At 38.2% G+C, this 26,996-nt stretch carries 24 protein-coding genes, 1 other RNA gene, 1 pseudogene and 1 other annotated feature; of the genes and pseudogenes, 12 read left to right on the top strand and 14 right to left on the bottom strand.

The features are described from left to right. Window positions 1-79: 79 nt before the first annotated feature. From PVK62_RS03150 to PVK62_RS03120, 7 genes and pseudogenes are all read left to right on the top strand, one after another. On the top strand, window positions 80-1,321 hold the full coding sequence (locus PVK62_RS03150) for a dicarboxylate/amino acid:cation symporter (RefSeq protein ID WP_274443307.1): 1,242 nt from the start codon (window positions 80-82) through the stop codon (window positions 1,319-1,321). Window positions 1,322-1,467: 146 nt separating this feature from the next. Continuing rightward, window positions 1,468-4,395, top strand: coding sequence for an NACHT domain-containing protein (locus tag PVK62_RS03145; RefSeq protein ID WP_274443308.1), 2,928 nt, complete (start codon window positions 1,468-1,470; stop codon window positions 4,393-4,395). A 163-nt stretch (window positions 4,396-4,558) separates the two neighbouring features. Beyond that, window positions 4,559-5,245 (top strand): annotated as a pseudogene (locus PVK62_RS03140) (dicarboxylate/amino acid:cation symporter); the annotation flags it as partial. A gap of 194 nt (window positions 5,246-5,439) precedes the next feature. After that, window positions 5,440-5,985 carry a septation protein A gene (locus PVK62_RS03135; RefSeq protein WP_274443309.1) on the top strand — a complete coding sequence of 182 codons (546 nt, stop codon included), beginning with the start codon at window positions 5,440-5,442 and terminating at the stop codon, window positions 5,983-5,985. Between the two features lie 115 nt (window positions 5,986-6,100). Further along, the gene (gene yciA / locus PVK62_RS03130; protein ID WP_274443311.1) at window positions 6,101-6,511 is read left to right on the top strand and encodes an acyl-CoA thioester hydrolase YciA; all 411 of its coding nucleotides are present in this window, start codon (window positions 6,101-6,103) and stop codon (window positions 6,509-6,511) included. A 104-nt stretch (window positions 6,512-6,615) separates the two neighbouring features. Further along, complete coding sequence (locus PVK62_RS03125; RefSeq protein WP_274443312.1) at window positions 6,616-6,918, top strand: YciI family protein; 303 nt, start codon at window positions 6,616-6,618, stop codon at window positions 6,916-6,918. A 73-nt stretch (window positions 6,919-6,991) separates the two neighbouring features. After that, complete coding sequence (locus PVK62_RS03120) at window positions 6,992-7,375, top strand: GspS/AspS pilotin family protein (RefSeq protein WP_274443313.1); 384 nt, start codon at window positions 6,992-6,994, stop codon at window positions 7,373-7,375. A 115-nt stretch (window positions 7,376-7,490) separates the two neighbouring features. Here PVK62_RS03120 and PVK62_RS03115 read toward each other — a convergent pair whose 3' ends face one another. From PVK62_RS03115 to PVK62_RS03055, 13 genes are all read right to left on the bottom strand, one after another. Next, window positions 7,491-8,456, bottom strand: coding sequence for a class I SAM-dependent methyltransferase (locus PVK62_RS03115; protein ID WP_274443314.1), 966 nt, complete (start codon window positions 8,454-8,456; stop codon window positions 7,491-7,493). Continuing rightward, window positions 8,453-9,139, bottom strand: a complete 687-nt coding sequence (locus tag PVK62_RS03110) for a TIGR01621 family pseudouridine synthase (RefSeq protein ID WP_274443315.1) — start codon at window positions 9,137-9,139, stop codon at window positions 8,453-8,455. Before PVK62_RS03110 ends, PVK62_RS03115 begins: the two co-directional genes overlap by 4 nt. Window positions 9,140-9,247: 108 nt before the next feature. Further along, window positions 9,248-9,868 (bottom strand): bifunctional phosphoribosyl-AMP cyclohydrolase/phosphoribosyl-ATP diphosphatase HisIE, encoded by a 621-nt coding sequence (gene hisIE, locus PVK62_RS03105; protein WP_274443316.1) that lies wholly within the window; start codon window positions 9,866-9,868, stop codon window positions 9,248-9,250. Next, window positions 9,865-10,638 carry an imidazole glycerol phosphate synthase subunit HisF gene (gene hisF, locus PVK62_RS03100; protein ID WP_274443318.1) on the bottom strand — a complete coding sequence of 258 codons (774 nt, stop codon included), beginning with the start codon at window positions 10,636-10,638 and terminating at the stop codon, window positions 9,865-9,867. Before hisF ends, hisIE begins: the two co-directional genes overlap by 4 nt. Beyond that, a complete protein-coding gene (hisA, locus tag PVK62_RS03095; protein WP_274443319.1) occupies window positions 10,620-11,357 on the bottom strand; it encodes a 1-(5-phosphoribosyl)-5-[(5-phosphoribosylamino)methylideneamino]imidazole-4-carboxamide isomerase in 738 nt (245 codons plus the stop codon). The genes hisF and hisA overlap by 19 nt, the downstream gene beginning before the upstream one ends. 210 nt (window positions 11,358-11,567) lie before the next feature. Beyond that, complete coding sequence (hisH, locus tag PVK62_RS03090) at window positions 11,568-12,182, bottom strand: imidazole glycerol phosphate synthase subunit HisH (protein ID WP_274443321.1); 615 nt, start codon at window positions 12,180-12,182, stop codon at window positions 11,568-11,570. Between the two features lie 8 nt (window positions 12,183-12,190). Next, window positions 12,191-13,264, bottom strand: coding sequence for a bifunctional histidinol-phosphatase/imidazoleglycerol-phosphate dehydratase HisB (gene hisB / locus PVK62_RS03085; protein ID WP_274443322.1), 1,074 nt, complete (start codon window positions 13,262-13,264; stop codon window positions 12,191-12,193). Window positions 13,265-13,327: 63 nt separating this feature from the next. After that, the gene (gene hisC / locus PVK62_RS03080) at window positions 13,328-14,368 is read right to left on the bottom strand and encodes a histidinol-phosphate transaminase (protein ID WP_274443427.1); all 1,041 of its coding nucleotides are present in this window, start codon (window positions 14,366-14,368) and stop codon (window positions 13,328-13,330) included. Window positions 14,369-14,377: 9 nt separating this feature from the next. Beyond that, window positions 14,378-15,697 (bottom strand): histidinol dehydrogenase, encoded by a 1,320-nt coding sequence (gene hisD, locus PVK62_RS03075; RefSeq protein WP_274443323.1) that lies wholly within the window; start codon window positions 15,695-15,697, stop codon window positions 14,378-14,380. Window positions 15,698-15,702: 5 nt separating this feature from the next. Continuing rightward, a complete protein-coding gene (gene hisG / locus PVK62_RS03070; RefSeq protein WP_274443324.1) occupies window positions 15,703-16,599 on the bottom strand; it encodes an ATP phosphoribosyltransferase in 897 nt (298 codons plus the stop codon). Between the two features lie 72 nt (window positions 16,600-16,671). Beyond that, window positions 16,672-16,798 (bottom strand) — a sequence feature (His leader region). Window positions 16,799-17,040: 242 nt separating this feature from the next. Then, window positions 17,041-18,045 (bottom strand): porin, encoded by a 1,005-nt coding sequence (locus tag PVK62_RS03065; protein ID WP_274449334.1) that lies wholly within the window; start codon window positions 18,043-18,045, stop codon window positions 17,041-17,043. 484 nt (window positions 18,046-18,529) lie between these two features. Beyond that, window positions 18,530-19,153, bottom strand: coding sequence for a DUF2057 family protein (locus tag PVK62_RS03060; protein WP_274443326.1), 624 nt, complete (start codon window positions 19,151-19,153; stop codon window positions 18,530-18,532). A gap of 72 nt (window positions 19,154-19,225) precedes the next feature. Next, window positions 19,226-20,269 (bottom strand): porin, encoded by a 1,044-nt coding sequence (locus tag PVK62_RS03055; RefSeq protein ID WP_274443327.1) that lies wholly within the window; start codon window positions 20,267-20,269, stop codon window positions 19,226-19,228. Between the two features lie 519 nt (window positions 20,270-20,788). Here PVK62_RS03055 and dinG point away from each other — a divergent pair. The 4 genes from dinG (at window position 20,789) to rsmS (ending at window position 24,510) form a co-directional block, all read left to right on the top strand. Continuing rightward, on the top strand, window positions 20,789-22,873 hold the full coding sequence (dinG, locus tag PVK62_RS03050) for an ATP-dependent DNA helicase DinG (RefSeq protein WP_274443328.1): 2,085 nt from the start codon (window positions 20,789-20,791) through the stop codon (window positions 22,871-22,873). A gap of 104 nt (window positions 22,874-22,977) precedes the next feature. Next, window positions 22,978-23,748: a TSUP family transporter gene (locus PVK62_RS03045; protein ID WP_274443329.1), complete on the top strand. Its 771-nt coding sequence runs from the start codon at window positions 22,978-22,980 to the stop codon at window positions 23,746-23,748. 14 nt (window positions 23,749-23,762) lie between these two features. Next, window positions 23,763-24,314 (top strand): primosomal replication protein, encoded by a 552-nt coding sequence (locus PVK62_RS03040; RefSeq protein WP_274443330.1) that lies wholly within the window; start codon window positions 23,763-23,765, stop codon window positions 24,312-24,314. Window positions 24,315-24,354: 40 nt separating this feature from the next. Next, the gene (rsmS, locus tag PVK62_RS03035; RefSeq protein ID WP_443111755.1) at window positions 24,355-24,510 is read left to right on the top strand and encodes a pleiotropic regulatory protein RsmS; all 156 of its coding nucleotides are present in this window, start codon (window positions 24,355-24,357) and stop codon (window positions 24,508-24,510) included. A 54-nt stretch (window positions 24,511-24,564) separates the two neighbouring features. Here rsmS and PVK62_RS03030 read toward each other — a convergent pair whose 3' ends face one another. Next, window positions 24,565-26,457 carry a sensor domain-containing diguanylate cyclase gene (locus PVK62_RS03030; RefSeq protein ID WP_274449333.1) on the bottom strand — a complete coding sequence of 631 codons (1,893 nt, stop codon included), beginning with the start codon at window positions 26,455-26,457 and terminating at the stop codon, window positions 24,565-24,567. A 369-nt stretch (window positions 26,458-26,826) separates the two neighbouring features. On the opposite strand from PVK62_RS03030, the gene ffs reads away from it, so the two are divergent. Continuing rightward, an RNA gene (ffs, locus tag PVK62_RS03025) (signal recognition particle sRNA small type) lies at window positions 26,827-26,923 on the top strand. Window positions 26,924-26,996: the final 73 nt, after the last annotated feature.

Here is a 26,996-nt window from a genome sequence, read left to right as displayed (position 1 = left end):
TATATTTAACCAATAAACACATATTTAACAAGATATGCAGGCCTTATCTTGTTACTAAAACAGAACAGAGGTGAACAAAGTGTTACAACAAAAAGGACTTCTCAACAATATTGGCGTTCAAGTCGTTATTGCGATGATCGTAGGTACCATGGTTGGTGCAACAATGGGGCAATCTGCCGCGATGTTTGCTCCTTTAGGTACAATCTTTATTAACCTAATAAAAATGCTAGTGATCCCACTGGTTGCTGTTGCTCTAATCTCTGGAGCCGCAGGTCTGGGTAATAGTAGTAACGCAGGTAAAGTTGGTTTAACGACTTTAGGTTACTTTGGTATCACTTCAGCGCTTGCTGTTGTACTTGCACTGTTCATGGGTGAGATTTTTGAACCGGGTAAAGGCATTGATCTCTCTGGTGTTGAAGGCATGTTCTCATCAGCATACGCTGCGAAAGGTGAGCTACCAACATTCTGGGCAACCATCACAGGAATGATCCCAACTAACGTATTCCAATCATTAAATGAAGCAAACATTCTACAAATTCTCGTTTTCTGCTTATTTTTTGGTATTGGTCTTTCTAAACTAGAAAAAACGCGTCGCGAGCCAATGATCAATGCGGTTAATAGCATTGTTGATGTCATGGTTTGGATGATCAACAAAGTGATGATCATCGCCCCTATCGGTGTGTTTGGTTTGATGGCAGAAGCCGTAGGTACGTTTGGTTTTGGCGCGCTAATGGTGGTGTTTAAACTGTTCGTTGTTTATGTTGCTGCTATTCTTATATTTGGTTTTATTGCTTATCCATTAATGGTAGGCCTACTAACTAAAACCTCAGCCAAAAAATTCCTTCTTGCAATGAAGAAACCACAAGCGGTTGCACTATCTACAGCCTCTTCAATGGCTACACTGCCAGTAACAATGGAAACGGTTGAGAAAGACTTAGGTGTTCGTAACTCTACTGCATCATTTGTTCTGCCATTAGGCGCAACCATCAACATGTCTGGTAATGCCATTTATTACGGTCTAGTCGCTATCTTCTTTGCTCAGCTATTCAATATTGATCTGTCAATTGGGGCTTATCTAGCAATTATTGTGACATCAACGCTAGGTGCTGTTGGTCAAGCCGGTGTTCCTGGTCCCTCTTTCCTAGTCGTTGCTGTTCTACTTTCTGCAGGTATTCCAATCGAAGGTCTACCACTTCTATTCGCATTAGACCGTATCTTTGACATGATTCGTACCGCTCTGAACATCACTGGTGATGCTGCGTGTGCTGTGATTGTTGACTCAATGGTTGAAGACGAAAAGGCAGTAGAGGTAAAGAAATAGAAGCTTCAATTCTTCACTCTGATTAGAAACAGCCACTTTTATAAGTGGCTTTTTTTGAGTAGAATCAAAATAAAATCATACTCCGATCGCATTCCAGCATACAAGACTGTATAGTTTAATAAACTATCGGATTGGCACTATTTAATATGAACGAAATCACAATTGAAAGTTTCACAGCTAATGGGGAAACTTTAACCACTGAGTTTAAAAAAACTTGGTATTGGACAAATAAAGATAAAGATAAAGATATTCAAAAAGAATGGGGGGAATTTTTAAAGGATTTCTCCGCACTATTTAATGTCCAAAGCTCTGACGAATCTAAAAAACATTTAATTTTTGGTTATGATGATGACTCTAAAGAATTCTGTGATTTTCATATTAGCGATGAACTAGCCCCCGACTTAATTAAAAAGACCGAAAAACTGAAGGATGAGTTAACAAAAAGAGTTAAGAAGCACTTCTCAACACTCCCTGAAGATAAAAACATTGATTTACCTGAAATTGATAGTTTATATCAAATTAATACTTTTGAGTATCAAGGGAAGAAACTACTCGCAATCTCAATTGACAACGCACCATATATACTTGAGATAAAAAAAGATATCGTTGATAAGAAGTCAACGTACAGAAAAAATACTGTATTGATTCGGAATTACAAAGAAGAAAGCGATCCAGAAAATTGTATAGCTAGTCACACTGAAATATCAAAAATATTAAAGTTAATTTCCGACCAAAATATGCCAAAACGAAACATATCGGTTAGTAAATATGTCAATATCTTCAAATCAAAACACCTCCCATCTTCGAAGTTAGATGAAGTATCCCGTGAATATACTTATTCAAATGGAAACTGTCATGAAGTATATAAACTGAACGGCATGTTCGGTCATGTTCAGTTTATTTATTTCAGTAAGTATACTAGCCAAAATAGAATAGCTAAGCATCTAATAGAAACTAAAATTATAGAAAACATCAAAACTATCATTCTTGTAGATAATGAAAATAGGCAAGGTGGTAGTTTGGACAAATCAAGAATTAAAGATCTTTTTTCTAAAAAAATATCCGATATTGACATTTATACCTTATCAGAATTTTCAAATCAGAGTTTGTGTAACGACCTGTTCGAAATGAACATTTTCCATCAAGGACGATTTAATATTGATGATTTTGTTAGACCATATACTGAAAAATCGGAAGATAAAACAGCTGATATTTTACTATGGGAATGGTTTAATGCTACCGAGTGCCCCTTAATGGTACTTAAAGGAACTGGTGGTATTGGAAAAACAACCGTTGTTAAATATTTCTTAGACCAAGTAAGTAAATCAAAAAATAATGATTGTAATGTACTATTCATTAACTCTCACGAGATAATAAATGAGATTATTAACAATGGAAAAATTGATAACATTTTTGACTTCTACAAAGCCCTAGCTCAAAAGAAAAACGTTAATAACAGTATCGATGCTAGTCAACTTGAGCTTTCCATAGATAATGGTCAATTAATTATTGCAATTGATGGAATTGATGAAGTAATAAGTAAGTTAGGTGAAAAATTTAACAATACAGAGTTTATAAAAACAATTTTTGAAAAATACTCAGATAATTTTGCAAAGGCTAAAATTCTATTAACATGTAGAGATTATTTTTGGGAGGATGAAACAGAGTACAGTTCACAAATAAAGAAAGTGAAATTATTACCATTTGATAAGAAATTAACAGAAGAATACTTCAAAAAACATTTTGATGAAACAGAAAGGCAATACAAACAAGCAATTGATTTAGCGAAACATTTCGCACTAAATAAAGATGATGATAAGTCTTATATTCCTTATATTTTGGATATGATAAAAGACAACCTGTTTGGTTCCAAAGATGAAGCATTAATTTCAGAATCCAGTTTACTTAACCAAAATTTTACGAATGACGTCATCATAGCAAAGTCATGTGAACGTGAAATAAAAAAACTAGATAATAATAGCATCGACTCGCAGGTTAATGTTTTCCTAGATATCGCAAATAAATATAGTGGTACAGTTACAAAAGAACAGCTATCTAAAATACTAAGTAAGAGTACGATTAGAAATTCAGAGAAAAATATTGACAAATTTTTTGCTCATCCTCTAATGCGCTCTAACCAAGACTCGACTTTAGCTTGGTTCCGATATGATTTCTTTAACGATCATTTCAAATGTCTCAGCATTCTAAAGTCGATTCGAGATGATCATTTAGAAAATATTGATGAGCATATTCAAGATATTTTTACTAGTGATGTTCAATACGGCGGTTTTATTGAAAAGGAGCTATTTAATAGACTAAAAAGTGAGGATATTAATAGTAGCGACATAAAAGACAACATATGGATCTTCATTGAATCATTAAAATCTGATGAAATGGAAATCCAAAATAAAAAGTTGGTATCATCGTTATTTTTATTCCTTCTAACTTTGCTAGAATTAAAAGACATAAATGAAAGAACCATATTAATGATGGATTTATTTGGAGTTTCAGATAATAAAATCAACAACTTATGCTTATTCAATGTTCATTCATCATCAGCTAAAAAACCAACGTTTAACTTCACTGGTTTAACAGTTGATAAGAGTCACTTTGAAAATTATGACTGCCTGTCTCATTGTAAGTTTGATGAAAAAACTTTCTTCAACAATTCCCAGTTTTTAGGGAAATTAGTTTCAGGAAACATTGACTTAAGTTTAGATAACTTCGAAACATCGAATTGTAATATGACTGGAATATTGAAGCACCTTTCCAATAAAAATTCTGATAGCTTTGACTTGAAGAGCAAGATTCTGAAATGCATTTCCTTATTTTGGTTTAATAGTGAATTTAAAGTGATGACCAAAGAAGATATAGAAAGAAAGATGAAGAAAGATTCTCAGACACTTGTCAAATTGGTCAGCCTTAATGTCATAAAAAAAACTAGATTTACTGATAAAAAGAAACGCAATCAAAACTCATATGAAATTTCAAAAGAGTTTTCTAATCTAAGAAAAGTAATGGAAGAAAATAATTCTTGCTTAGAGCTAGAAAACATAATTAAAAACTGGAACTAATTGTCAATGTAACGGGCATAAAGCACAATTTGAGTAGCTTTATGCCTAGTTGTGAACAAAACAGTAATAAAAAGTAAAGTTTAGAAAACAATTCCTTTCAATCAGACACTTAGCTAGCTAAAACAATAAAAAATAATTAATCAAACCTTTTCAATCACTTACCATATTAAATAAAGTAATGATCATCGCCCCTATCGGTGTGTTTGGTTTAATGGCTGAGGCTGTAGGTACGTTTGGTTTCGGCGCGCTAATGGTCGTATTTAAACTATTCGTTGTTTATGTTGCTGCTATTCTTGTGTTTGGTTTTATTGCTTATCCATTAATGGTTGGCCTACTAACTAAAACCTCTGCAAAGAAATTCCTGATTGCAATGAAGAAGCCACAAGCTGTTGCATTATCAACAGCGTCATCAATGGCAACACTTCCTGTCACTATGGAAACCGTTGAAAAAGATTTAGGTGTTCGTAACTCTACCGCATCATTTGTTCTGCCATTAGGCGCAACGATCAACATGTCTGGTAATGCAATTTACTACGGTCTCGTAGCTATCTTCTTTGCTCAACTGTTCAACATTGATCTGTCAATTGGGGCTTATGTTGCAATTATTGTGACATCAACGCTAGGTGCTGTTGGTCAAGCCGGTGTTCCTGGTCCCTCTTTCCTAGTCGTTGCTGTTCTACTTGCTGCTGGTATCCCAATCGAAGGTCTACCACTTCTATTTGCATTGGATCGAATCTTTGACATGATCCGTACTGCTCTGAACATCACTGGTGATGCTGCGTGTGCAGTGATTGTTGACTCAATGGTTGAAGAAACAGTCGAAACAGCGACAGAAAATAAAGAAGCATAAATTCATTACTTCTTTACATCAGATATTATTAAGCCGACTCACATTTGCTCTTTCTAGCTGAAAGCATATGAGTTGGCTTTTCTTTTTCACCAACAAGCACGCATAAAATGTAACAAGCAATTTTTAGCGATTCCCTCCCCTCTAAATTTTAGATACACTCGCTACATAATTAATTATTGGCTCAACCTATAAATATGAAACAGATTTTAGATTTTATCCCACTGATTATCTTTTTTACCCTGTACAAAATGTACGATATTTACACCGCAACAGGCGCACTTATCATAGCAACAGCTGTTCAACTTGTTTTGACTTACGTTCTTTATAAGAAAGTTGAAAAAATGCAGCTAATCACCTTTCTTATGGTAACCGTCTTCGGTGGAATGACGATCTTCTTACATGATGACAACTTCATTAAATGGAAAGTAACGATTGTATACTGCGTTTTTGCTGCTGGTTTAATGGTTTCTCAGATCATTGGAAAGCCTGTAATCAAAGGTATGCTAGGCAAAGAAGTGACGCTTACTGACTCTCAGTGGAACAAGATCAACTACGCTTGGATCTTATTTTTCACCGTATGTGCAATTGCCAACTTATACGTAGCATTCGAAATGCCATTGGATGTATGGGTTAACTTTAAAGTCTTTGGCTTACTTGGATTAACCTTTTTATATACACTGCTTACTGGTATGTACGTTTATAAACACATGCCAAAAGAGAAAAAAGAAAAACAAGAGTAACAAAAAACTCAAACAAAAAGACATAAGCCGTGCTGCTTTATCGCACGGCTTTTTTATATCTGTTTTTTTATGGTAGACTCTGCATAATTTCATTTTAGTTGTATTGGAAATCAATTTGACAACTCCATCATCTCTTGGACAAGCGCCTAAAGGCCAACTCCTTCTACGTACTCTTTCAATGCCAGCAGACACCAATGCCAATGGTGATATCTTTGGCGGATGGATCATGTCACAGCTGGATTTAGCTGGTGGTATTTTAGCTAAAGAAATTTCTGGTGGCCGTATTGTTACCGTGTCTGTTTCTAGTATTACTTTTAAAAAACCAGTAAAAGTAGGTGATGTTGTTTGTTGCTATGGCGAATGTGTAAAAATTGGCCATACTTCAATGTCGATTAATCTTGAGGTGTGGGTTAAACCAATTAAAGAGCACGGTATTGGTGACCGCTTTATGGTATGTGACGCTACATTTAACTATGTTGCGATTGATGCGAAAGGAAAACCGCGTCCAATCCCTAAAACTGCGTAGTTATTAGAATTTTTCTGATTAATTAGTAAAAAGCTCTGGTTTATAGCCGGAGCTTTTTTTATGATGGTTATATCAATGATGATACAAAATAAAAGGACTCAACTATGTGGTATGTAATTTTTTCTCAAGATGTTGAAAACAGTTTAGAACGTCGTTTAAGTGTTCGTGAAAAACATCTAGAACGTCTTACCCTACTACAAAATGAAGGTCGTTTATTAGTAGCAGGTCCAATGCCAGCAATCGATTCAGAAAACCCGGGTGAAGCAGGCTTTACTGGCTCCACCGTTATTGCAGAATTTGATTCACTCGATGCAGCTAAAGAATGGGCAAATAACGACCCATATATTGATGCTGGGGTTTATGCGAATGTCATCGTGAAACCATTTAAAAAAGTGCTTCCTGCTTAATTTCCTGTTTAAACATGATCCATTACTCTATTCATGTTCATAACTCACTTGTATTTAACTAAAAAGAATCACAATGAAAATACTTATTCTTACTGCGTTAAGCGCTATTCTGCTTTCAGGTTGTGCTTCTAACGAACAGCAACAAAAAATAGAAATGTTGGCCGATTATCGCGCCAGTATTCTTGCTAGTACTCTTCCATTAGAGATGGGACAACTCACCTTAATTCAAGTAAAAGAGAAGCAAGGTGTGGTTGAAATGGTATTTTTAGATGGCGGTAATGGCGAGGTTAGTACCACGCAAATTATCGAGAACAGCATCACGACTTACTGCAAAGACCAAGAAATCCGTCCGGTACTAGAAAAAGGCGTTTCATATCGTTATCTTATTCGTAATTCTCGTGGCCAAAAACAGAATGATATTTTAGTCACAGAGCAATCTTGTTTAGATAGAGAATAACTGAACGACAAGTAATAACTTTAAATACAAAGCCCTCTCACTGAGTGTAAGTGAGAGGGCTTTTTTCTAAATGGGCATGGCTAATATTGTAATACCAATGCAGCTAATTACTGATCTAGCGTGTAAAACGCATCACTTTTAAGCCGCTTTCAGGATTAATATCTGCAAATTCTGGCGGGTTATCTAAACGCTCTACGAACTTCAGCTCTGGCGCTTCTTCAGCCATACCATCAATCAGGAAGTCAGTTGATACTGCTGGCGAATTCACACAAGCTAATACTTCACCGGTGTCACTCAATAAACTTGGTAAACGGCGTAAGATCTTTTGGTAATCTTTGGTCAGTGCAAAGCTGCCTTTTTGGAAACTTGGCGGATCTATGATGATCAAATCATACAAGCCTAATTTCTTAATCTTACCCCACGACTTAAAAATATCATGACCCAAGAATTTAACTTTAGACAGGTCATGCTCATTTAAACGATGGTTATCACGACCACGACTCAACGGCCCTTTCGCCATATCTAAATTAACCACTTGAGTCGCGCCACCCGCAATCGCAGCAACAGAAAAGCCACACGTATATGCAAACAAGTTTAATACTGATTTGCCTTCACTGTGCGCTTGAACCCATTTACGACCATAGCGCATATCTAAAAATAGCCCCATGTTCTGGTTCTTTTTAAGCTCTAACTGATATTTTAGGCCATTTTCAATCGCAACTGGGAAAGTCTCTTCATTGCCCCACACCACTTGAGTCGGTGCTAATTCTTGATAACGATGTTGCAATAAAATGGCTTGGCCTTTAGCATTTTTCCATGTATCAGATCCAGCAAATGCGTTCAGCTTTGATTCTAAAGCTTCAACAAAAGTAGGTTCTTGCTCTTTAAATAACGCCACCACTAGTTGGCCTTGAGAGCTCTGACTTTGAGAACCCTGACCTTGAAGCCAGTCAACGGTAAGTTGTTCTAAGCCTTCAAAGCACTGACCTCGGCCATGAAATAAACGTCGAAGCTCATTCTGTGGGGTTGCTAACTGTGCTTCTAAATGGGTAAATAAGGTATCTAATGCTTCTATCTTCATGATTTCTTCTTAATCTCTGGCCAAGTTAATGTCCACGGTGTTTGCCACTGCGCTAATCCTGCTTGAATGGTGTCATCTTGCCACTCATCGCCTTGCTTTGGTGTTTCAACAAATTCAAACGCTTGCTCTTGATAAGTAAAGCGTAAAGCATACGCATGAAGATAACCGCGATCAGCTTTAGATGAGCTGTAAATTGAATCGCCTAGTATGCCTGAACCAACACTCTTTAATGCGACTCGAATTTGATGAGTTTTACCTGTATGAGGTTTACATAAAAACAGGCGATTACCATTATGTGCAGCCGTTGAGAAAAACTGAGTAATCGCAGGGTTCTCTTTACTGTTAATCAGCTTCCATGACGCTCGACGTGAACGTTCCATATCGCCAATAACCAAACCTTGTTTTTTCTTAGGCTTTTTATCACCGATAGCAAGGTAGTATTTTTCAACTAAACGCTTTGCAAATAACTGTGATAATTCACTTGCAGCAGACTGATTACGACCAATAAGCAATAGCCCTGATGTCATCTTGTCTAAACGATGAATTAAATAAAGCTGTTTATCACCAGTAACTTTAGCTAACTCAATCAATAATGAGGTTTCACCATCGTCTTTATGAACACTGATGTTTGGGTGCTTATTTATAACAAGAAAATCTGAATTTTGATAAAGGATATCGAACATTGGCGCTCCTAAAATTGAGCGCAGAGTATAGCGAGGATGGTATCTCAATTCCAATAAAAACGCCGATCTGATGATCGGCGTTGAGTTATTATTTATAATTAAAGAGGCTTACTTATGACGTTCTTTTAGTTTATTAATCACATCATCGAACGATAGGCCTTGATCTTGAAGCAGAACAAACAAGTGATACATTAAATCGGCTGATTCACACACTAGCTCCGCCTTGTCACCCGACGTCGCTGCAAGCGCGACTTCAACGCCTTCTTCACCCACTTTCTGCGAAATACGTTTGGTGCCACGGGCATAGAGACTTGCTGTGTAAGAGGAATCAGGATCAGCATTCTTACGCTCGGCAAGTAGCGGTTCCAACTGATGAAGCCACACCAATTGCGTTTCTTCGGTTTTATCACCATCCCAACAGGTAGTGGTTCCGGTATGACACGTTGGACCCACGGGGTTTACTTTAATAAGCAGTGTATCGTTATCGCAATCCAGTGAAATATTAACTAAGTTCAAGCTGTTGCCAGACTCTTCACCTTTGGTCCATAAACGGTTTTTAGTACGAGAAAAAAACGTGACTTTTTCTGTCTCTAGCGTTTTCGCCAAGGCTTCTTGGTTCATGTAACCCATCATCAAGACTTGGCTTGAAGCAAAATCTTGAATAATAGCAGGCACTAAACCATCCACTTTTTCCCAATCAATTCGTGTTGCTAGTTCTTGTTGGCTCATCGGCGCACCTCTACATCCTGTTCGGCTAAATATTCTTTCAACTCACCAATATTGATGATTTGTTTATGAAATACTGACGCTGCTAACGCACCATCAACATTGGTTTTCTTATAAGCATCCGCAAAGTGAACCATTTCACCGGCACCACCTGACGCAATTAATGGAACATGGCACACTTCTCGTACCATGTTCAATTGTTCTAAATCGTAACCATTACGAACACCATCTTGGTTCATCATGTTTAATACGATTTCGCCTGCTCCACGTTTTTGAACTTCTTGCACCCAATCTTTGGTTTCCCATTTGGTTGCTTTGGTACGCTCTTCATCACCAGTAAATTGATAAACTTGGTATTTACCCGTTTCTTTATCAAAATAAGAATCAATACCTACCACGATACACTGAACACCAAATTTATCCGCAAGCTCTGTGATCAGCTCTGGATTCGCCAGTGCAGGTGAGTTAATTGATACTTTATCAGCACCAAACTCTAAAATCTTTGCGGCATCTTCGGCGGTCTTAATACCACCCGCGACACAGAATGGAATATCAATCACCTCAGCGACACGTGCAACCCAGCTTTTATCTACTACGCGGCCATCACTTGATGCGGTAATATCATAAAATACCAACTCATCCGCACCTTCTTCTGCATAACGCTGTGCTAACGGAACAATATCACCAATGATCTCATGATTACGAAATTGAACGCCTTTGACCACTTGCCCATCTTTTACATCAAGACAAGGAACTATTCGCTTTGCCAACATTGGAATGCCTCCTCTGCGGTGAACTTACCATCAAGCAGTGCTCGACCAACAATCACACCTGCAACACCAGAGCCTTTTAACGCTGCAATATCATCTAATGACCCTATGCCACCTGATGATTGGAATTGCACTTGTGGGTACTGTTTACATAGGTCTACGTACAGTTCTACATTCGAGCCTTGTAACGTACCATCGCGTGATATGTCAGTACATAACACGTGCTTAAGACCAACCGTTAGGTAATCGTCAAGCAGCGCTTCAATCGTCACGCCTGAGTCTTCTTGCCAACCTGAAATAGCCACGTTACGCGTGCCGTTTTCATCAATGTTAATATCTAGTGCTAATACGATTTTTTCAGCACCGTATTTTTCCATCCAACCTTTAACTAATTCTGGTTGCTTTACTGCTGTTGAACCAACAACCACACGTTGTGCACCGGCGTTTAATAGATCTTGAACATCTGCTTCGTTACGTACACCACCACCAATTTGGATATTAGCAGGGGTACTTGCTAACAAACGAGAAATTAAGTCCAATTGACGCGCCGTTGTGTCTTTTGCCCCCGTTAAATCGACAAGGTGTAGCCAGTTTGCACCTGCTTGGTGATACAGATTGAACTGCTCAGCCGGATCAACTTTGTATTCTGTTACTTGCCCGTAGTCACCTTGGAAAAGACGAACTACTTGGCCTTCAATTAAATCTAATGCTGGAATGATCATAAATATCCTTTTACGTCTCACTTTACGGTGAGTTCCTAATTTTTATTTACGCTATCAATACTGTACTTTCAGAGTAATAGAGTTCAGATCGCTTCGCTTAAAGAATTCAGAAAAGCCGCTATAACATTGATTATCACCTCACCTTCCTCTGAACTCTGCAAGGGAGCTTGCGACCGATCTGAACTCTTTCTATTCTGAACCCTGCTTTTCTTACAACTCCAAAAAGTTCTGAATAAGCTTTGAACCCACTTTACTTGAGCGCTCTGGGTGAAACTGAACACCGTAATAATTACCCATTTGTAATGCAGCAGTAAACGGTTGTCCATAGTCACAAGAAGCAATGGTGTAATCACCCACTTGCATGCCAAAGCTGTGTACAAAGTAAAAGTAACTATTTTCTGGAATGTCTTTAAACAGCGGATTACCTTCAATAGGTTTAATGGTGTTCCATCCCATGTGAGGCAGTGGTAAATCACCCGTTTGTAGTTTACGAACTTCGCCATCACACAAACCTAAACAATCCACAATTTGATCTGCCTTTTGGCCTTTCTCTTCGGAAAGCTTGCCCAAAAGTTGCATACCTAAACAGATACCCAACAGCGGCTTTTCAACTTGTTTAACCAACTCAATGAGATCACGCTCAGCTAAGTTTTTCATCGCTTCACTTGCTGTGCCAACACCCGGTAAAAACAGCTTATCTGCCGCTAATACCACTTGCGGATCACGGCTTATCGTAACGTCATAACCCAAACGCTCAATCGCAAATCTCACTGACGATACGTTAGAACAACCTGTATCAATAATAACGACATTTTGCTTTGTCATAGTCACTCCTACAATACGCCTTTTGAGCTTGGCAGTTCATTACCTTCCACTTTAATCGCTTGGCGTAATGTACGACCAAACGCTTTAAATAGGCTTTCAATAATGTGGTGATCATTATGACCGGCAGAAGAAAGGTGTAATGTACAAGCAAGGGTATCGGTTAATGAACGGAAGAAGTGAACCACCATTTCTGTTGATAAATCACCCACTTGGTCACGACTAAATTTGGCATCAAACTTCAGATATGGTCGACCGGATAAATCTAACGCACATTGAGCTAAACACTCATCCATTGGTAAACTAAAACCAAAGCGACCAATGCCACGTTTGTCACCTAAGGCTTCTTTTAAGGCTTCGCCCAGCGCAAGAGCCGTATCTTCAATGGTGTGGTGATCATCAATGTGTAAGTCGCCCTCTACATTGATCTTCATTTGGAAGCCACCGTGCGTAGCAATTTGATCAAGCATGTGATCAAAGAAACCAAGACCAGTACTGATCTCATTTCCGCCCTGCTCATCCAAATTAACAAACACTTTAATGTCCGTTTCTTTAGTTGTGCGGATCACTTCTGCAGTGCGTGCATTTACGGTCAGATCTTTTAAGATCGCAGGCCAGTTCATTGTCTCAGGATGGTATTGAATACCGCGAATTGCCATGTTCTCTGCTAGTTGAAGATCCGTTTGGCGGTCACCAATCACGACTGAGTGTTGAAAATCGACTTTTCCGCCTTGAAGGTATTCTTTAACCATACCTAACTTTGGCTTGCGGCATGAGCAGTTATCTTCTTCAAAGTGAGGACAGATAAGAACATCGTCAAATTTAACGCCTTGAGATTCAAAAAACGCCATCATCATAGTGTGTGGCGCATCAAACTCATCTTGTGGGTAGCTATCTGTCCCTAAACCATCTTGGTTGGTTACCATCACTAAACGATAACCAGCATCTTGAAGAGAAAGTAGAGATGGAATAACCAGAGGCTCAAATTTTAGCTTATCTAAACGGTCTACTTGAAAATCAACAGGCGGCTCAACAATTAAGGTGCCATCGCGGTCGATAAATAAAATCTTTTGCTGTTTGCTCACAGGAACGTCCTTTTAATTCTTCTTAATAAGCCCCAAGCCTTATTCCTAAGCTTGGGGGTAAAATTACACTAATTGGTTACGAATAAATCCAAGTGTTTTCTCACACTCTTCGCGGTTACCCACACTGATACGCACACAATCTTTAATTGGAGAGTTACGTAAAATAATGCCGTGATCCCATGCTGCTTTAAATATTGCATCGCCATCAGAGAACTGCACTAATAAGTAGTTACCCCAACCTTCATGCACAGTAACACCATTCAATACCATTAATCCTGCGTGTAAATAAGCACGGTTAGCACTTAAATCAAGCATTTGGTATTTCATGCGAGCTAAACCAGCTTCTGATAAGGCTTGAGTCGCAATTTCAGCCACAGGCACTGGCACTGGATATGGCGCAATCACTTTAAGTAATACATTAATCAGTTCTTCATTTGCTAATGTAAAACCACAACGTAAGCCAGCCAATGCAAAGGCTTTTGACAACGTACGCAAGATAGCTAGGTGTGGATAATCAGCCAGTAAATCGACCGTAGACTTCTCCATACAAAAATCGATGTAAGCTTCATCCATTACGACAATGGCACGATCTTTTGTCATCTCAAGCAGTGAAAGAATGTCTTTACGATTAACAATGTTGCCCGTTGGGTTATTTGGACTACACACAAACACAACTTTGACGTTTTCTAAGCTTGCTTCTATTGCAGGAAGATCTAGCTGCCAATCAGAAGTAAGTGGCACCGTTTTAGTCTCTACACCAATGGTTTCAGCGCTGATTGAATACATGCCATAAGTGGGTGGACAATATAGAATTGCGTCTTCATTTGGCTCACAGAACGTACGAACTAATAACTCAATGCCTTCATCAGCACCGCGTGACGTTAGCACTTGCTCTGGTTTTACTTTTGCATAAGTGGCATAAGCATTGAGCAACTCTGGTGGCTGACATTCACTGTAACGGTTAAGGCGTGCAAAATTGAATTTGTATTCATTATCAAATGGGGATTCATTAGCGTTTAACCACACATCCCCTGTGCCGCCAATGCGACGGGCTGAGAGATAAGGCGTTAATGCTTGCACTTGTTTTCTGGCTAACTTTTCCATCATGAATTCCTATTGATTCGTATCTAGCTTATTAGCGTCTAACTTAGCTAATTTTTCAATTCTGATTGTAACCGCTCGTTTGTGTGCATCAAGTCCTTCTGCATCCGCCATTGTTACCACTGTAGGCGCTAACCCTTTTAAACCATCCGCAGTGAGTTCTTGTACTGTCATGCGTTTAGAAAAATCAGCTAACCCTAAACTTGAGTAAGTTTTTGTATAACCATAGGTTGGTAGTACATGATTGGTGCCTGAAGCGTAATCCCCTGCGGATTCTGGTGAGTAATCCCCTAAAAAGATTGAACCTGCATTATCAAGAAGCGGCAGCAATTCGCGTGGATTTTTGGTTTGAACAATTAAGTGCTCAGGACCATAGAAATTTGAGATTGAAACGCATTGAGTTAGAGACTCTGCAATAATCAATAAACTTGAACCTAGCGCTTGGCGTGCAATGTCAGCACGAGTCAGCTCTTTTAGCTGTTTCTCTACTGCATCAGCCACTTGATCTGCGATAATCGGAGATGGTGTGACAAGAACCACTTGTGAATCAGGACCGTGCTCAGCTTGGCTTAAAAGATCGGCGGCAATAAAGTCTGGATCTGCCGTTTCATCCGCAATAACTAACACTTCAGATGGGCCAGCAGGCATATCGATCGCCGCACCACGGAAATCATTGGATACTTGGCGTTTAGCTTCCGTCACATACGCATTACCAGGGCCAAAGATCTTGTCGACTTTAGACACTGATTTTGTACCGTAAGCCATAGCTGCAACCGCTTGAGCGCCACCAATGTTATACACTTCATCAATTTTACATAGTTTTGCAACGTATAAAATTTCATCTGCAATTGGCGGTGGTGAACATAGAACCACTTTATGACAACCCGCGATTTGAGCAGGAATACCTAACATTAATACCGTTGAAGGTAACGGAGCACTGCCACCTGGAATATACAGACCGACTTTGTTGATCGGCATCGTAATTTGTTCACACACTACACCCGGTTGCGTCTCTACTTTTAACGGCTGTGGTTTTTGTGCTTTGTGAAACGTTGAGATGTTACTGTACGCTTGTTGTAGCGCTGCTTTCATCTCTTCAGACAGACGCTCACTTGCCGCTTCAATCTCAGAATTAGAAACTCGAATTGATTCAGTTTTCACACCATCAAACTTTTCAGTCAACGCTAACACACCAGCATCACCGTCTTGTTTTACGGTATTAATCACGCTAGTTACCGCAGCGGTAATATTTGCACCTTCGGTAATAGCAGGACGCTGTAAGACGGTATCTTGCTGTGAGTCACTAAGTGATTGCCAAACTAGGGTTTTCATAATGGTTACTCCATCATCTTCTCAATTGGAAGAACAAGAATAGAGCTCGCACCCAGTGCTTTTAGCTGTTCCATTGTTTCCCAGAATAGATTTTCAGTACTGACTAGGTGAACCGCTACTTTTGCACCATCACTTGATAGCGGAAGTACTGTTGGATCTTCTGCTCCTGGAAGTAATGATTTAATCGCTTCTAATTTATCTGTTGGTGCGTGTAGCATGATGTACTTAGATTCTTTGGCTTGAATACAGCCTTGCATGCGTGTCAGTAGCTTTTCAATTAGCGCGGCTTTATCTGCATCAAACTCACCTTGACGTTGAATTAGCGTCGCTTTAGAGCGGAAAATCACTTCAACTTCTTTTAAGCCATTGGCTTCAAGCGTTGCACCTGTTGATACTAGATCTGCAATGGCATCAGAGAGGCCTGCACGTGGAGCGACTTCAACAGAGCCGTTTAGAATACAAGTAGAGAATGGAATGCCTTGCTCATCCATAAAGCTTTTAAGCAGTTGTGGGTAAGTCGTTGCAATACGTTTACCTGCGAGATCTTGTGGCCCGTTGTACGTTTCATCTTTATCGATAGCGATAGATAAACGACAACCACCAAAGTCTAAACGACGCAGAGCGGTAAATGCTGAAGGCTCACCCAACGCTTTACGCTCTAGACGAACTTCCTCTAATTCATTTTCACCAATTACACCTAAATCAACCACACCATCCATAATTAGGCTTGGAATATCGTCATCACGAACTAATAACAGATCTATTGGCATGTTTTCAGAATGAACAACCAGACGCTCACCCGAGATGTTAAATTTCATGCCACAGCGTTTAAATAGCTCTTGGCACTCTTTAGATAAACGACCTTTCTTTTGAATCGCGATGCGTAGACGTTGTGCTGACATAATTTCTTCCTTGTAAAAATGTAATTCTAAATTTTTTGTTAACTATCAATTGCTCAATTCTTTGGTCATAAAACAAAAAAACCCTCAGAAGTTTTACCTTCCGAGGGTTTGAAATTGTATTCACCGGAAGGAAATTCTAATTGCCTCCCCGGATATGCATATCCTCCCGAAAGACTACTCAGGATGATGGTGATGATGATGAATGTTCAGACCTTGAATGCACATAATTATAAACCTTTAGCAACAAATTGATTTTGTTTTTAACCTTGTAAATACATTATCAAACTGTGGTTTTATTTCAACAAAAAAGATCATTTTTTTAAAGAAAATTTTAAACTCGGCGAAAGTTAAAAAACCTACCCAACTATCCATTTTATTGAGACAAAAAAAAACCAGTCGTAATGACTGGTTTAATAATTTGGTTTACTTTAAATCAAGAGATTAGAAGTAGTAGTAACCAGCTGCGAATACGAACGTTTCTTTATCGCCATCATGAGGAACTTCTAGATGTTGCTTAATATCGATACCCATGTCCATATTTTTTGCTAGTGTGTACATAGCAGCAACGTTCATGTAAGACTCATCTTCATCTTTAAGATTTTTATTTTCTACTGTATTAGCAGCATAACCAGCAGCTAAAGTTAAATCTTCAGATACCGCATAACCAGCAGATACATAGTAACCAGTATTAGTTTTGTCTAGAAGCTTAGTATCTGTTTCTTCGATCCAGAAATTAGCACCTAATTTAACAGCACCTAACTTAACGTTACCAGTTACAGTGTATACATCGTAATCTGAATCACGAGTTTCGTAACCAGCGTATACGTTGAAGATTTCTTGCTCGATACCAACGTATCCATTCACACCTGTATCAGAAGCTTTGTGGTTATCTTTAGTTTCAAAGTAAGAAACACCGTATGCGAAACCACTTGTAGAGCCTTGGAATTTAACTACGTTGAATGCGTCAGATGCATCACCTGCAGAAGCACCAAACTCGTATGTGTTGTCGCCAGCACCATCAATTGCATCAAGAGCCGTATCATTTTCCCAACCGAAAGACGCAATACCGTAACCAGTGTCAAAACCTAACCATGCTTTATCAACATCAGTTGCAGGGCCTGAGTGCTTATCTGTAGAAGATGCAGCTTGAGCATCAGGGTCTGTTGAATAGTTAAGCATAAAATCACTTTCGAAGTAACCAACAACACGGTTGTTACGGTAGTTAACTGCTAGAGTTAGACCAGTTGCCCAATCATCATAAAGTGCTTTAGAAGCAGTATCGTAGTAACCACCTACACCAACAGAACCAGAAACAGAGAATTGATCTTTGTGCATTGAATCAAATGCGAACATTTCTTCGTTACGGCTATTTTCACTTCTTGTATCAACAGCAAATGCTGATGCTGAGATACTTGCGATTGCAAGCGCTAAAAGAGTCTTTTTCATAATATTAAGTCCACTGCCTTTTCTTAGAAAGATTGGAAATCCGATTTCCGGTTCCCTTTATTTTAAAAACACTACAGCTGCATCTAACGTGCGACTTGTTAGCGTTTCTAGTTTCTAGACGCTACTTTGCTAAAGATTCCTCATTGTGTCAACGCGCAAAGTCAAGGAAAGTAAAAAATAATAAAGAGACTAAACACTGTGGGTTATAAGTAAAACGCGAAAAGCGTGATCAAACTCAAACTCAAAAATATAAATTTACATAAATAACAACACAAGAAAGAACACAAGACCTCGCGATAAGCATTGGTAATTAAAGGATATAAAACATAAATAAAACTAAATGCACAATAACCACACAGAGCTAAGCTTTAACATTTATAAATAGAAATAGAGGGGGATAAATAAGGCAAAAAAAGTGCTTATTCCGCTAATTTTTTTTCAAATAGCGGAATAAAAAGACAGGATTTATAAGAAAGACTAAAAATTAATTGTGATCTATGATCCACTTTTGAAAGGCCTTGCGCTCTTCTTCATTCGCTCGACTATACCAAAGTTTAAGCTGTAAGGCGTTTTCCGACTCTCTATTTTCCAATTTTGTGTTTTCAGTAACCGATGCTAATTCTTTTTTTAACTCTCGGATCTTACCGCTATCAAATACTAATCCCCTTTCATTATTGTATGTAGTTACAAGTTCATGAATATTCCCATAAGGTAAAAAGCTATCAGCTGGAGGTAAAATTACTTGCTTACTATTTAGTGGCTCATTATCTGTAATAAATTGAAAAACAGGCTGAGCACTACTTACTTTTTTATCTATAACATTATATTTTTTTGATACTAGCTCTACGCTCAGATCATTCTCTTTAACATCAACAACAACTAAATATGGAACGGTTGAGAAATGCGCCCTTTTCCCAGATTTATTTAAACTGCCAGAAAACTGTATCGCTAGCTGATTCTGGCCTTTAATCAGTTCATAAGAATTTGCATCTTTAACCTTTTCACCATTAATAACAGAAATTTCAATTCCATTACCAACGTCTAATAATGCCGCATTAGCAGAAAAAGAACTACTAAGCGTTAATGCCAATATTGCTATGTATTTCATTTAAAATCCTTTTAATACAAAAAAACCAGTGAAAATTCACTGGCTTTATTATATCAGATGAATTGACTAATATTAGAAGCTTAGGTAGATACCAGCCGTTACATTAGATACAGAACCGTTATCTGCATCAACGATATCTTTACCACTTAATTCAGCTTGTCCGTATTCAACATAAGCCGTTAAATTTGAAATTACAGCGTAATCAACACCAACGTAGTAATTAGTACCTTCACCATCAATCTTATTACCTGTCATATCTTTATCAGCATCAATCATATGGTAAGCACCATAAATACGAGCATCATTCATTGTGTACGCAAGAGCTAAGCCCATCGAAGTACCTTCGTGGTTACCAATATTGATTGTCCCTGTATCATTGTTACCACCAGAAACATTGATACCACCTTGGCCATGGTAAGAAGTGAACGTACCCGCTATATATAAGTTAGCAATATCTGCAGACGCAGATATACCGAATGCATCACCACCTTTAATTTCACTTCCGGTACCTTTACCTGTTGTACCCGATTTAAGATACGCACCTGCTACAGAAAAATCGTCAAAAGTGTAGTCCGCAGATACCGCATAGTTATTTTCATCTTTTTCATCAGCAACTGTTTGTACATCAGCAGAAAGAGCTAAACTGTCAAGAACAGTAATTTCATAACGAAGACCTTTACCCTTAGATTCTGTTGAGTTGTATACAACATCAAATTCTGCTTGTTCATTTGATACTTCAGCTTTCTCTAGAGCACCATAAGAAGAACCCGTTTCACCTAAAGATAATTTACCAAAATCACCTTTAAAACCCGCGACTACATCATCAAATTTAGCAGCTGAATTACCATCACCTTCGATTTCAAAAGAACCAAAAGCAGTTACAGAATCATTAATTTTATGATCAAAATCGATTTGAGTATAAGCCCACGTATAAATATGCACATCTTCCGTTGAATCTTTGCTGTTATCTTTAACGTCGACTTCTGATGTTTGTAAGTAAACATCAACTTCACCTTTTACAGCTACCGTAGTCCCATCCTGATTGTAAAGTTCAAATGCTTGCGCCGAACCAGCTGATGCTGCTAAAACTGATAACGCTACTAGAGTCTTTTTCATAATAATCCACTGCCTTTTCTTAAAAGATTTGGAAATCCGATTTCCGGTTCCTTGTATTTTTATTCTGTACCGAACATCACATCTAACAGTGTGATTAATCAGCACTTCTGAACTCGTTGACTACTTTGCAAAATCCTGACACTCATGTCAACGCCTACAAATACCAGTTATAAAAAAACATAAAAACAACAAATACAACAACTTACAGACACAATGTGATTTATTCGACTCATTACACACATAAAAATGAAATCCAATGTAAATATATATACAGTATAAAAAAAGGATAATTCACCAATAAAAATAAAATATCTGTAATAAACAAGAATAATAATCTAATAAAAATGCAATTATATGAATTTAACGCAATCTAAAAATTAACATTTAGATTTTTTATATTCATCACCTCTATATTGTGATCTGTGTCACACTTCAAATACATAAGAATCTATTCTTTGCAGGAGATCACACTCCACAGCACGTGCTACAATGGTTTTTTCATCTTCAATAGAGCTCATCATGCTGAACAAAGCGGTTACTGATTGCATTCGCGAAAGCTATAAAACACTACAAGATCAATTGCCAGGCTTTATACCTCGCCGTGCACAGAACTATTTAGTAGCAGAAATCGCTAAATCACTTGCGGGTGAATACAGTGATACGCATCGCATGATTGTGGCAGAAGCAGGTACTGGGATTGGCAAATCCTTAGCTTATCTACTGAGTGTTATTCCTTTTGCCAAACTGAATAATAAGAAAGTGGTTATTTCTACGGCAACCGTCGCGCTGCAAGAGCAACTGGGTCATAAAGACTTGCCTTTTTATCGTCGGATCTCACCGCTTCCCTTCTCTTTTATTATTGCAAAAGGAAGGCAGCGTTATTGCTGTAGCCATAAACTGGCGCTATTGGTAGAAACCAATCACGAAGAAGATAAACAAGCCGCTTTGTTTACTGAAAAACCTAAAAAGAAAGATTTAGATCTTTTGAGAAGAATGCATAACGCGCTTTCTGAAGGAAAATGGGATGGAGATAGCGATAGCTGGCCCACAACCATTCCATCTTCTATATGGCAAACTATTGTCTCAGATAAATACAGCTGTCATAACGGATTACCAATGCACCGTGACTGCCCATTCCAAAAAGCGCGTGAACATCTAGATAAAGCCGATGTGGTCATCGCAAATCACAGTCTTGTTATGGCTGATATTGATTTGGGCGGTGGCGTGGTTCTCTCTGAGCCTGAGCAAACCATCTATATATTCGATGAAGCACATCACTTGCCTAATGTGGCACGTGAGCACTCTTCTGCTGCCGCAAATTTGAAAGGAACCGCTTCTTGGTTAGAGTCTTTAAACAAATCGGTCAGTAAATTCTGTAATCTTGCCGATCAGAAACGAGTGAATCGCTTTCAAAATACATTGCACGAAAATCTACAAGAGCTTATTCCCTCTTTAAATCAACTAAGTAAGCAATTTGACCCAACGTTATTTAATGACGATGGCATTTACCGTTTTGAGCATGGTGAAATCCCAACTTGGCTTGCCGATCAAGCTAAAGATTTGAAAGATCTCTCAACTAAAGCTAATCAAGCCTTAGCTAAAATCAGTGATTTAATTTCTGAACGCATGAAGGATGGCGAACTCGCCCCAAGAATGGCGGAACCTGTATTAACTGAAACCGGCTTCTATCTGCAACGATTAGAAAACTTAGCGCAAGTCTGGTTCTTAATGGCAAAACCAAACAGTGATAAAGGAGCACCTCTCGCTCGTTGGTTAGAAAAAAGCAAAGACAGAGAAAGTGACGTTGTCATTAATGTCTCTCCACTAGAAGTAGGCTGGCAGTTAGATCAAAACCTTTGGAGTCGTGCGGCAGGTGCGGTTATTGTTTCAGCGACTATGCGTGCCCTAAATAGTTACTCATTCTTTTGTAGACAAGCGGGTATTTCAGAGAAACCGGAAGATGGCGTTCGTTTTCTCTCTTTGGCTTCTCCGTTTAATTATCAAGAAAATGCACAATTGGTTATTCCAAAACTACCAATGGAGCCATCAGCGCCCGGCTTTACAGATCTGTTAATTGAAGAGTTGCCTTTTTATCTTGCTGATCAAACCTCAAGTCTGGTTTTGTTCTCTTCTTATTGGCAAATGAACAAGGTGGCAGAAGGCATTGAAAAAATAGCCAAGAAACACGGTTGGAGTTTATTAATTCAAGGGCAAGAGTCTCGTCAAGAGATCCTAAAAAAGCATAAGAAGCTTTGTGAGGCCAATAAAATCAGTATCTTATTTGGTACAGGTAGCTTTTCAGAAGGCTTGGATTTGCCCGGAAATCTGTTAACCAATTTAATTATCACTAAGATCCCATTTGGTGTTCCGACCTCTCCGGTAGAAGAAGCGCATTCTGAATATATTGAAAGCCGTGGGGGGAATCCATTTATGCAGATCAGCGTTCCAGAAGCGAGTAAAAAATTGATCCAATCTGTTGGACGCTTACTGCGTAAAGAGGAAGATTCTGGTAGAGTTGTGCTGTTTGATCGCCGCGTTATAACTAAACGTTATGGCAAAGCGCTTTTAGATGCATTACCTCCTTTCAAGAGAGTGATAGAGTAAACGTTCTTATTTGCTAAAAAGCATTATATTTATACGTTGTTTCTACTAACTGTCGCACATTCAGAGTGCGATTCTACCGATACTAATAATAACTAAGAGCCTATATGGAATTTCTTGAACCAAGTACCTTAATCGTTTTAGGGTTGGTTGCTTTTATTGCTGGATTTATTGATGCTGTTGCTGGCGGCGGCGGAATGCTAACCGTACCCGCGTTATTGTCTATTGGACTGCCACCCCATATTGCTCTAGGGACAAATAAATTAGCGGCAACATTCGCCTCATCAACGGCGGCACTTACCTATTTTAAAAAGAAGTTATTTGACCCTAGTTTTTGGAAAGCCTCTTTTATATCAACGCTCATTGGGGCAACTTTCGGAACGTTATTAGTTAACTACATTGCTACCGAATGGTTAGAAAAAGGGCTACCTCTTATTATCCTGGGAGCTGCTCTATATACCATTTGGCCAAAAAGTGTAACCTCTGAACAAAACCATCTGCCAGAAGAAACGCCTAAACTAAAAAAACAGCAAATTATTCAGGGGTTAACTCTTGGATTTTATGATGGTGTTGCAGGCCCTGGTACGGGCGCATTTTGGACAGTAAGTAGCATGGCAATGTACCGCCTTAATATATTATTGGCTTCAGGCTTAGCAAAAGCGATGAACTTCACCAGTAATTTTACCTCACTAATTACCTTTGCCATTCTTGGTCATATTAACTGGGCTCTGGGGTTAACCATGGGGGTATGTTTAATGGTTGGTGCTTTTATTGGCGCACATTCTGCTATCCGATTTGGTTCTAAATTTATTCGCCCAGTGTTTGTAACTGTTGTCTGTATTTTAGCGGCTAAACTCGCGCTAAATGCATGGTTCTAGATTAAGAGAGTAATATGACAAACTTCAGTTCCATTGAAATTATGCTTGAACAGTTAAGTAAAACAGCAGCAGAGATCGATCGTCGCCGTGGTGAACAGCGCTTACCCTTATTTGATGAGAGGCTCTTTGGCTGTCGAAGCCGATACCTTATTCCTTGTATTAACGAAACTAAATCAACACTGGCCTCTATTCAACGTGAAGAAAAGGCCAATATCCTCACCGCTCAGCGTGCAGAATATCTAACAAAAATGTTAGTGGCTCAAATCGAAGCCATTCAACGTGAAGTTGCAACTCAACGTATTCGTTCTAATGAACCGCGACCTAAAGGCAGCTATAAAAAACCAATTAGTGATATGTACCAAGATTTAGCTCAGCATCAAGAATGGGATCGTCGATTAAATCAAATGGTGCGAGAACAAGAAAACGCAGTAAATAACTGCCACTCTTTCTCACAACAACAAGAATTACAAAGAACCCTGCTAACAACAGAAAAACGCCTACAGCGCTGCCAAGAAGCGATGAAACGGTTAGAACAACAAATCACATACCGAGAACAACATGACTAACAATAACGCAGATAAGCAAGAAATAGAAACCAGCATTGAAATAGAGCAAAATGCCAATCCTAGTCCTTTAGATAACGCTCCGGATGAAATTAAACTTGCTGTCGATTTAATTTATCTACTAGAAAATAACGAAGTAGAAAAAGAAACGGTAATTAAAGCGTTAGAAATTGTACTTAATGATTATAAGAATAAATAACGTCCATATTCTCAAGATGTAAAACTAACGATATCTATAGACAATTAAACATGGTTAGGCTATTTGTGCCATTTCATCTGAACTAAAACAAGAGATTTGATCTCGCCCTGCCGTTTTTGATTCGTATAACGCAAGATCGGCACGTTTATAACTGGCTTCTCTGCTGTTGCAGATATCGGTTATACCACCACTAATCGTCACTTTAATATCAATATATAAGTTAACAGCGATTCTCAATCTATTTAATATAATTTCAGCTTCTTGTAATTGAGTGTTAGGTAAGATGATCGCAAACTCTTCCCCACCAATACGCGCGACAAAATCATTGTGACGACTTTCTTCTCCTAAAATCCTACCAACCTCAGTAATCACTTTATCACCAATATCATGACCATATTTATCATTAATTCTCTTAAAATAATCAATATCGATAATCGCTAAACATGACGACTCTATTTCTTTAGGAAATGAATCATTCGCTATAATATTTGAAAGTTCACATTCAAACCTACGTCGATTCCAACACTGGGTTAACGAATCTTTTTCACTCAACTCTCGCAGACGATTTTCTAGCTCTTTTCTCTCTGTAATATCAAAAAATGAGGCGATGAAATATTCTTTTTTACTATCATGATTACAAATTGCTTGAATACGTAATATCTTTGTTAATAGATTACCATCTTTTCGCTTATTGATAATCTCACCTTCCCATAACCCTTCAGACTGAATCGTTTGCCACATTACTGAGTAAAAATCTTTATTATGCTTCCCTGATTGGAACATAGAAGGCGTTCTTCCGATAACGTCTTCCTCTCTCCACCCACTTAAGCGCGTAAACTCTTCATTTACTTTAATAATGCGATTATTTTTATCGGTAATAACTATCGCTGACATACCATTCAATGCGGCTAATGCTAACTGACTTTCAAGACTCGTCGTTCTATGTTTAGCAATATATCGAGCAATGACGATAGAAATAGTAATAATGAAAATCATTGCCATAATGGATTCATAAATAATAAACGTCAGCTTATGATCTAAGTTTGTTATTTCTAAACTATTATCACTGGTTAATATTAAGTATAGCGAACTACTGCCAACATCACCGTCTAGCTTTATTTTTGAAAATGAATAAAAGAATTGATTATCATAAAACTCTCCCACATTTTGAGTTTTCATTTTCCGCCATAACTCAGGTGTCTCAATGAGAACATTATAGCTATCTCGCTCAGAAATCAGGTGTCCTAGCGTTTTGTATTTATCTTGAGAGGCAAGGTAATACCCTTCTTCATTAATAAATTCTAATTGGTAGCCAGCCTCTAATGAGGCTTCTACTCTAGCTACAATTTCATATATATCTAAATTAAAAAAGAGATAACCTTTACGCTCATTATCTATTTCAATCGGTGTAAATATGCGTAATGACGGTTTTGGAGGAATCACTATCTTTCCATGTTCAATTTCTAGATCGATACCAAAAAAACCTAGCGTATTCGCTTTAAGTGTTTGTGCATAAATAAAATAGTCTCGATTAGATTTATCTTGAAGTTCGTTACTTGGGGTTACTGTGGCCTTATTATTATCTTCATTAATACGAGAGATTTCTTTGCCATCCACCCCAATAAAACGCACTTGAGAAATGTAAGAATAATTAGTTACGGTAAGCGCCCACAGAGATTCGAGTAATTCTCTATTTTTCAGTGATGGTTTTTGAATAAATTGCAGTAATACTCGATTGTCTGATAATAATTTTAATGACGTGCCCAACTGTGAAGCTATAGAGTAAACCTCTTTTTGACTATAGTTAATCTGATGCTTAGCCGCATTCTGCCTTTGAAATTGAATAGAGTCCAATTCTGATTGATATGCTCCTAAAAAATAAAAGACAGGCGTGATCCCTATCAGGAAGATAGTGATCAGGAAATATTTAATCTGTTTGTAAATCATACTACTATTCAATTCAGCCAACTTTTATTATTTATTCTATCAAATAAATAATAAATATTAGTGATCATGCTCTAATAGTTATTATGAATACATTGATTTTCATTACTTTATTATTGACGTCATTTATGTGACACAAGAAAGATACGCTTTCCATTAGCTTATTTTTGATGATAGCCGTGAGTCGTTGTTGTGGTATTTGGTATATCTATATCAACTTTAAGATACTCATTTGACTGATAACACCACACTTTCAATCATTCTAGTTTACTTATTAATCACTTAACTTCTTTTTTATGATTTCTTCTTGCATTATTAATACGCATGTACAATAATATCTCTCGTTCTAAGGAACAACAGAATCTATGGAGGCCCTGGTCCTCTCGCAACACTAACTCGTGAACTCGGTCAGATCCGGAAGGAAGCAGCCGCAGCGAGTGACGTGTGTGCCGGGATGTGGCTGGGGCTTCCACCTATGTTAAAACGCCGCTTTTATTAGCGGCGTTTTGCTATCTAAAGCTTTATAATCAAATAACTCATTG

Origin of the sequence: Aliivibrio sp. S3MY1 (assembly GCF_028765575.1) — a bacterium.
Classification (GTDB): Bacteria; Pseudomonadota; Gammaproteobacteria; order Enterobacterales; family Vibrionaceae; genus Aliivibrio.
This window is presented reverse-complemented; position numbering and strand designations above follow the sequence as displayed.

Coding starts and splice junctions, on each gene's coding strand:
- PVK62_RS03115 (WP_274443314.1), bottom strand. CDS start 8,456: ATGAAGATAGAAGCATTAGATACCTTATTTACCCATTTAGAAGCACAG.
- hisIE (WP_274443316.1), bottom strand. CDS start 9,868: ATGAGCCAACAAGAACTAGCAACACGAATTGATTGGGAAAAAGTGGAT.
- PVK62_RS03125 (WP_274443312.1), top strand. CDS start 6,616: ATGTGGTATGTAATTTTTTCTCAAGATGTTGAAAACAGTTTAGAACGT.
- PVK62_RS03040 (WP_274443330.1), top strand. CDS start 23,763: ATGACAAACTTCAGTTCCATTGAAATTATGCTTGAACAGTTAAGTAAA.
- hisC (WP_274443427.1), bottom strand. CDS start 14,368: ATGGAAAAGTTAGCCAGAAAACAAGTGCAAGCATTAACGCCTTATCTC.
- hisH (WP_274443321.1), bottom strand. CDS start 12,182: ATGACAAAGCAAAATGTCGTTATTATTGATACAGGTTGTTCTAACGTA.
- PVK62_RS03030 (WP_274449333.1), bottom strand. CDS start 26,457: ATGATTTACAAACAGATTAAATATTTCCTGATCACTATCTTCCTGATA.
- dinG (WP_274443328.1), top strand. CDS start 20,789: ATGCTGAACAAAGCGGTTACTGATTGCATTCGCGAAAGCTATAAAACA.
- PVK62_RS03060 (WP_274443326.1), bottom strand. CDS start 19,153: ATGAAATACATAGCAATATTGGCATTAACGCTTAGTAGTTCTTTTTCT.
- PVK62_RS03120 (WP_274443313.1), top strand. CDS start 6,992: ATGAAAATACTTATTCTTACTGCGTTAAGCGCTATTCTGCTTTCAGGT.
- hisA (WP_274443319.1), bottom strand. CDS start 11,357: ATGATCATTCCAGCATTAGATTTAATTGAAGGCCAAGTAGTTCGTCTT.
- hisD (WP_274443323.1), bottom strand. CDS start 15,697: ATGAAAACCCTAGTTTGGCAATCACTTAGTGACTCACAGCAAGATACC.
- PVK62_RS03065 (WP_274449334.1), bottom strand. CDS start 18,045: ATGAAAAAGACTCTTTTAGCGCTTGCAATCGCAAGTATCTCAGCATCA.
- PVK62_RS03045 (WP_274443329.1), top strand. CDS start 22,978: ATGGAATTTCTTGAACCAAGTACCTTAATCGTTTTAGGGTTGGTTGCT.
- PVK62_RS03135 (WP_274443309.1), top strand. CDS start 5,440: ATGAAACAGATTTTAGATTTTATCCCACTGATTATCTTTTTTACCCTG.
- PVK62_RS03055 (WP_274443327.1), bottom strand. CDS start 20,269: ATGAAAAAGACTCTAGTAGCGTTATCAGTTTTAGCAGCATCAGCTGGT.
- hisG (WP_274443324.1), bottom strand. CDS start 16,599: ATGTCAGCACAACGTCTACGCATCGCGATTCAAAAGAAAGGTCGTTTA.
- hisF (WP_274443318.1), bottom strand. CDS start 10,638: ATGTTGGCAAAGCGAATAGTTCCTTGTCTTGATGTAAAAGATGGGCAA.
- PVK62_RS03110 (WP_274443315.1), bottom strand. CDS start 9,139: ATGTTCGATATCCTTTATCAAAATTCAGATTTTCTTGTTATAAATAAG.
- PVK62_RS03145 (WP_274443308.1), top strand. CDS start 1,468: ATGAACGAAATCACAATTGAAAGTTTCACAGCTAATGGGGAAACTTTA.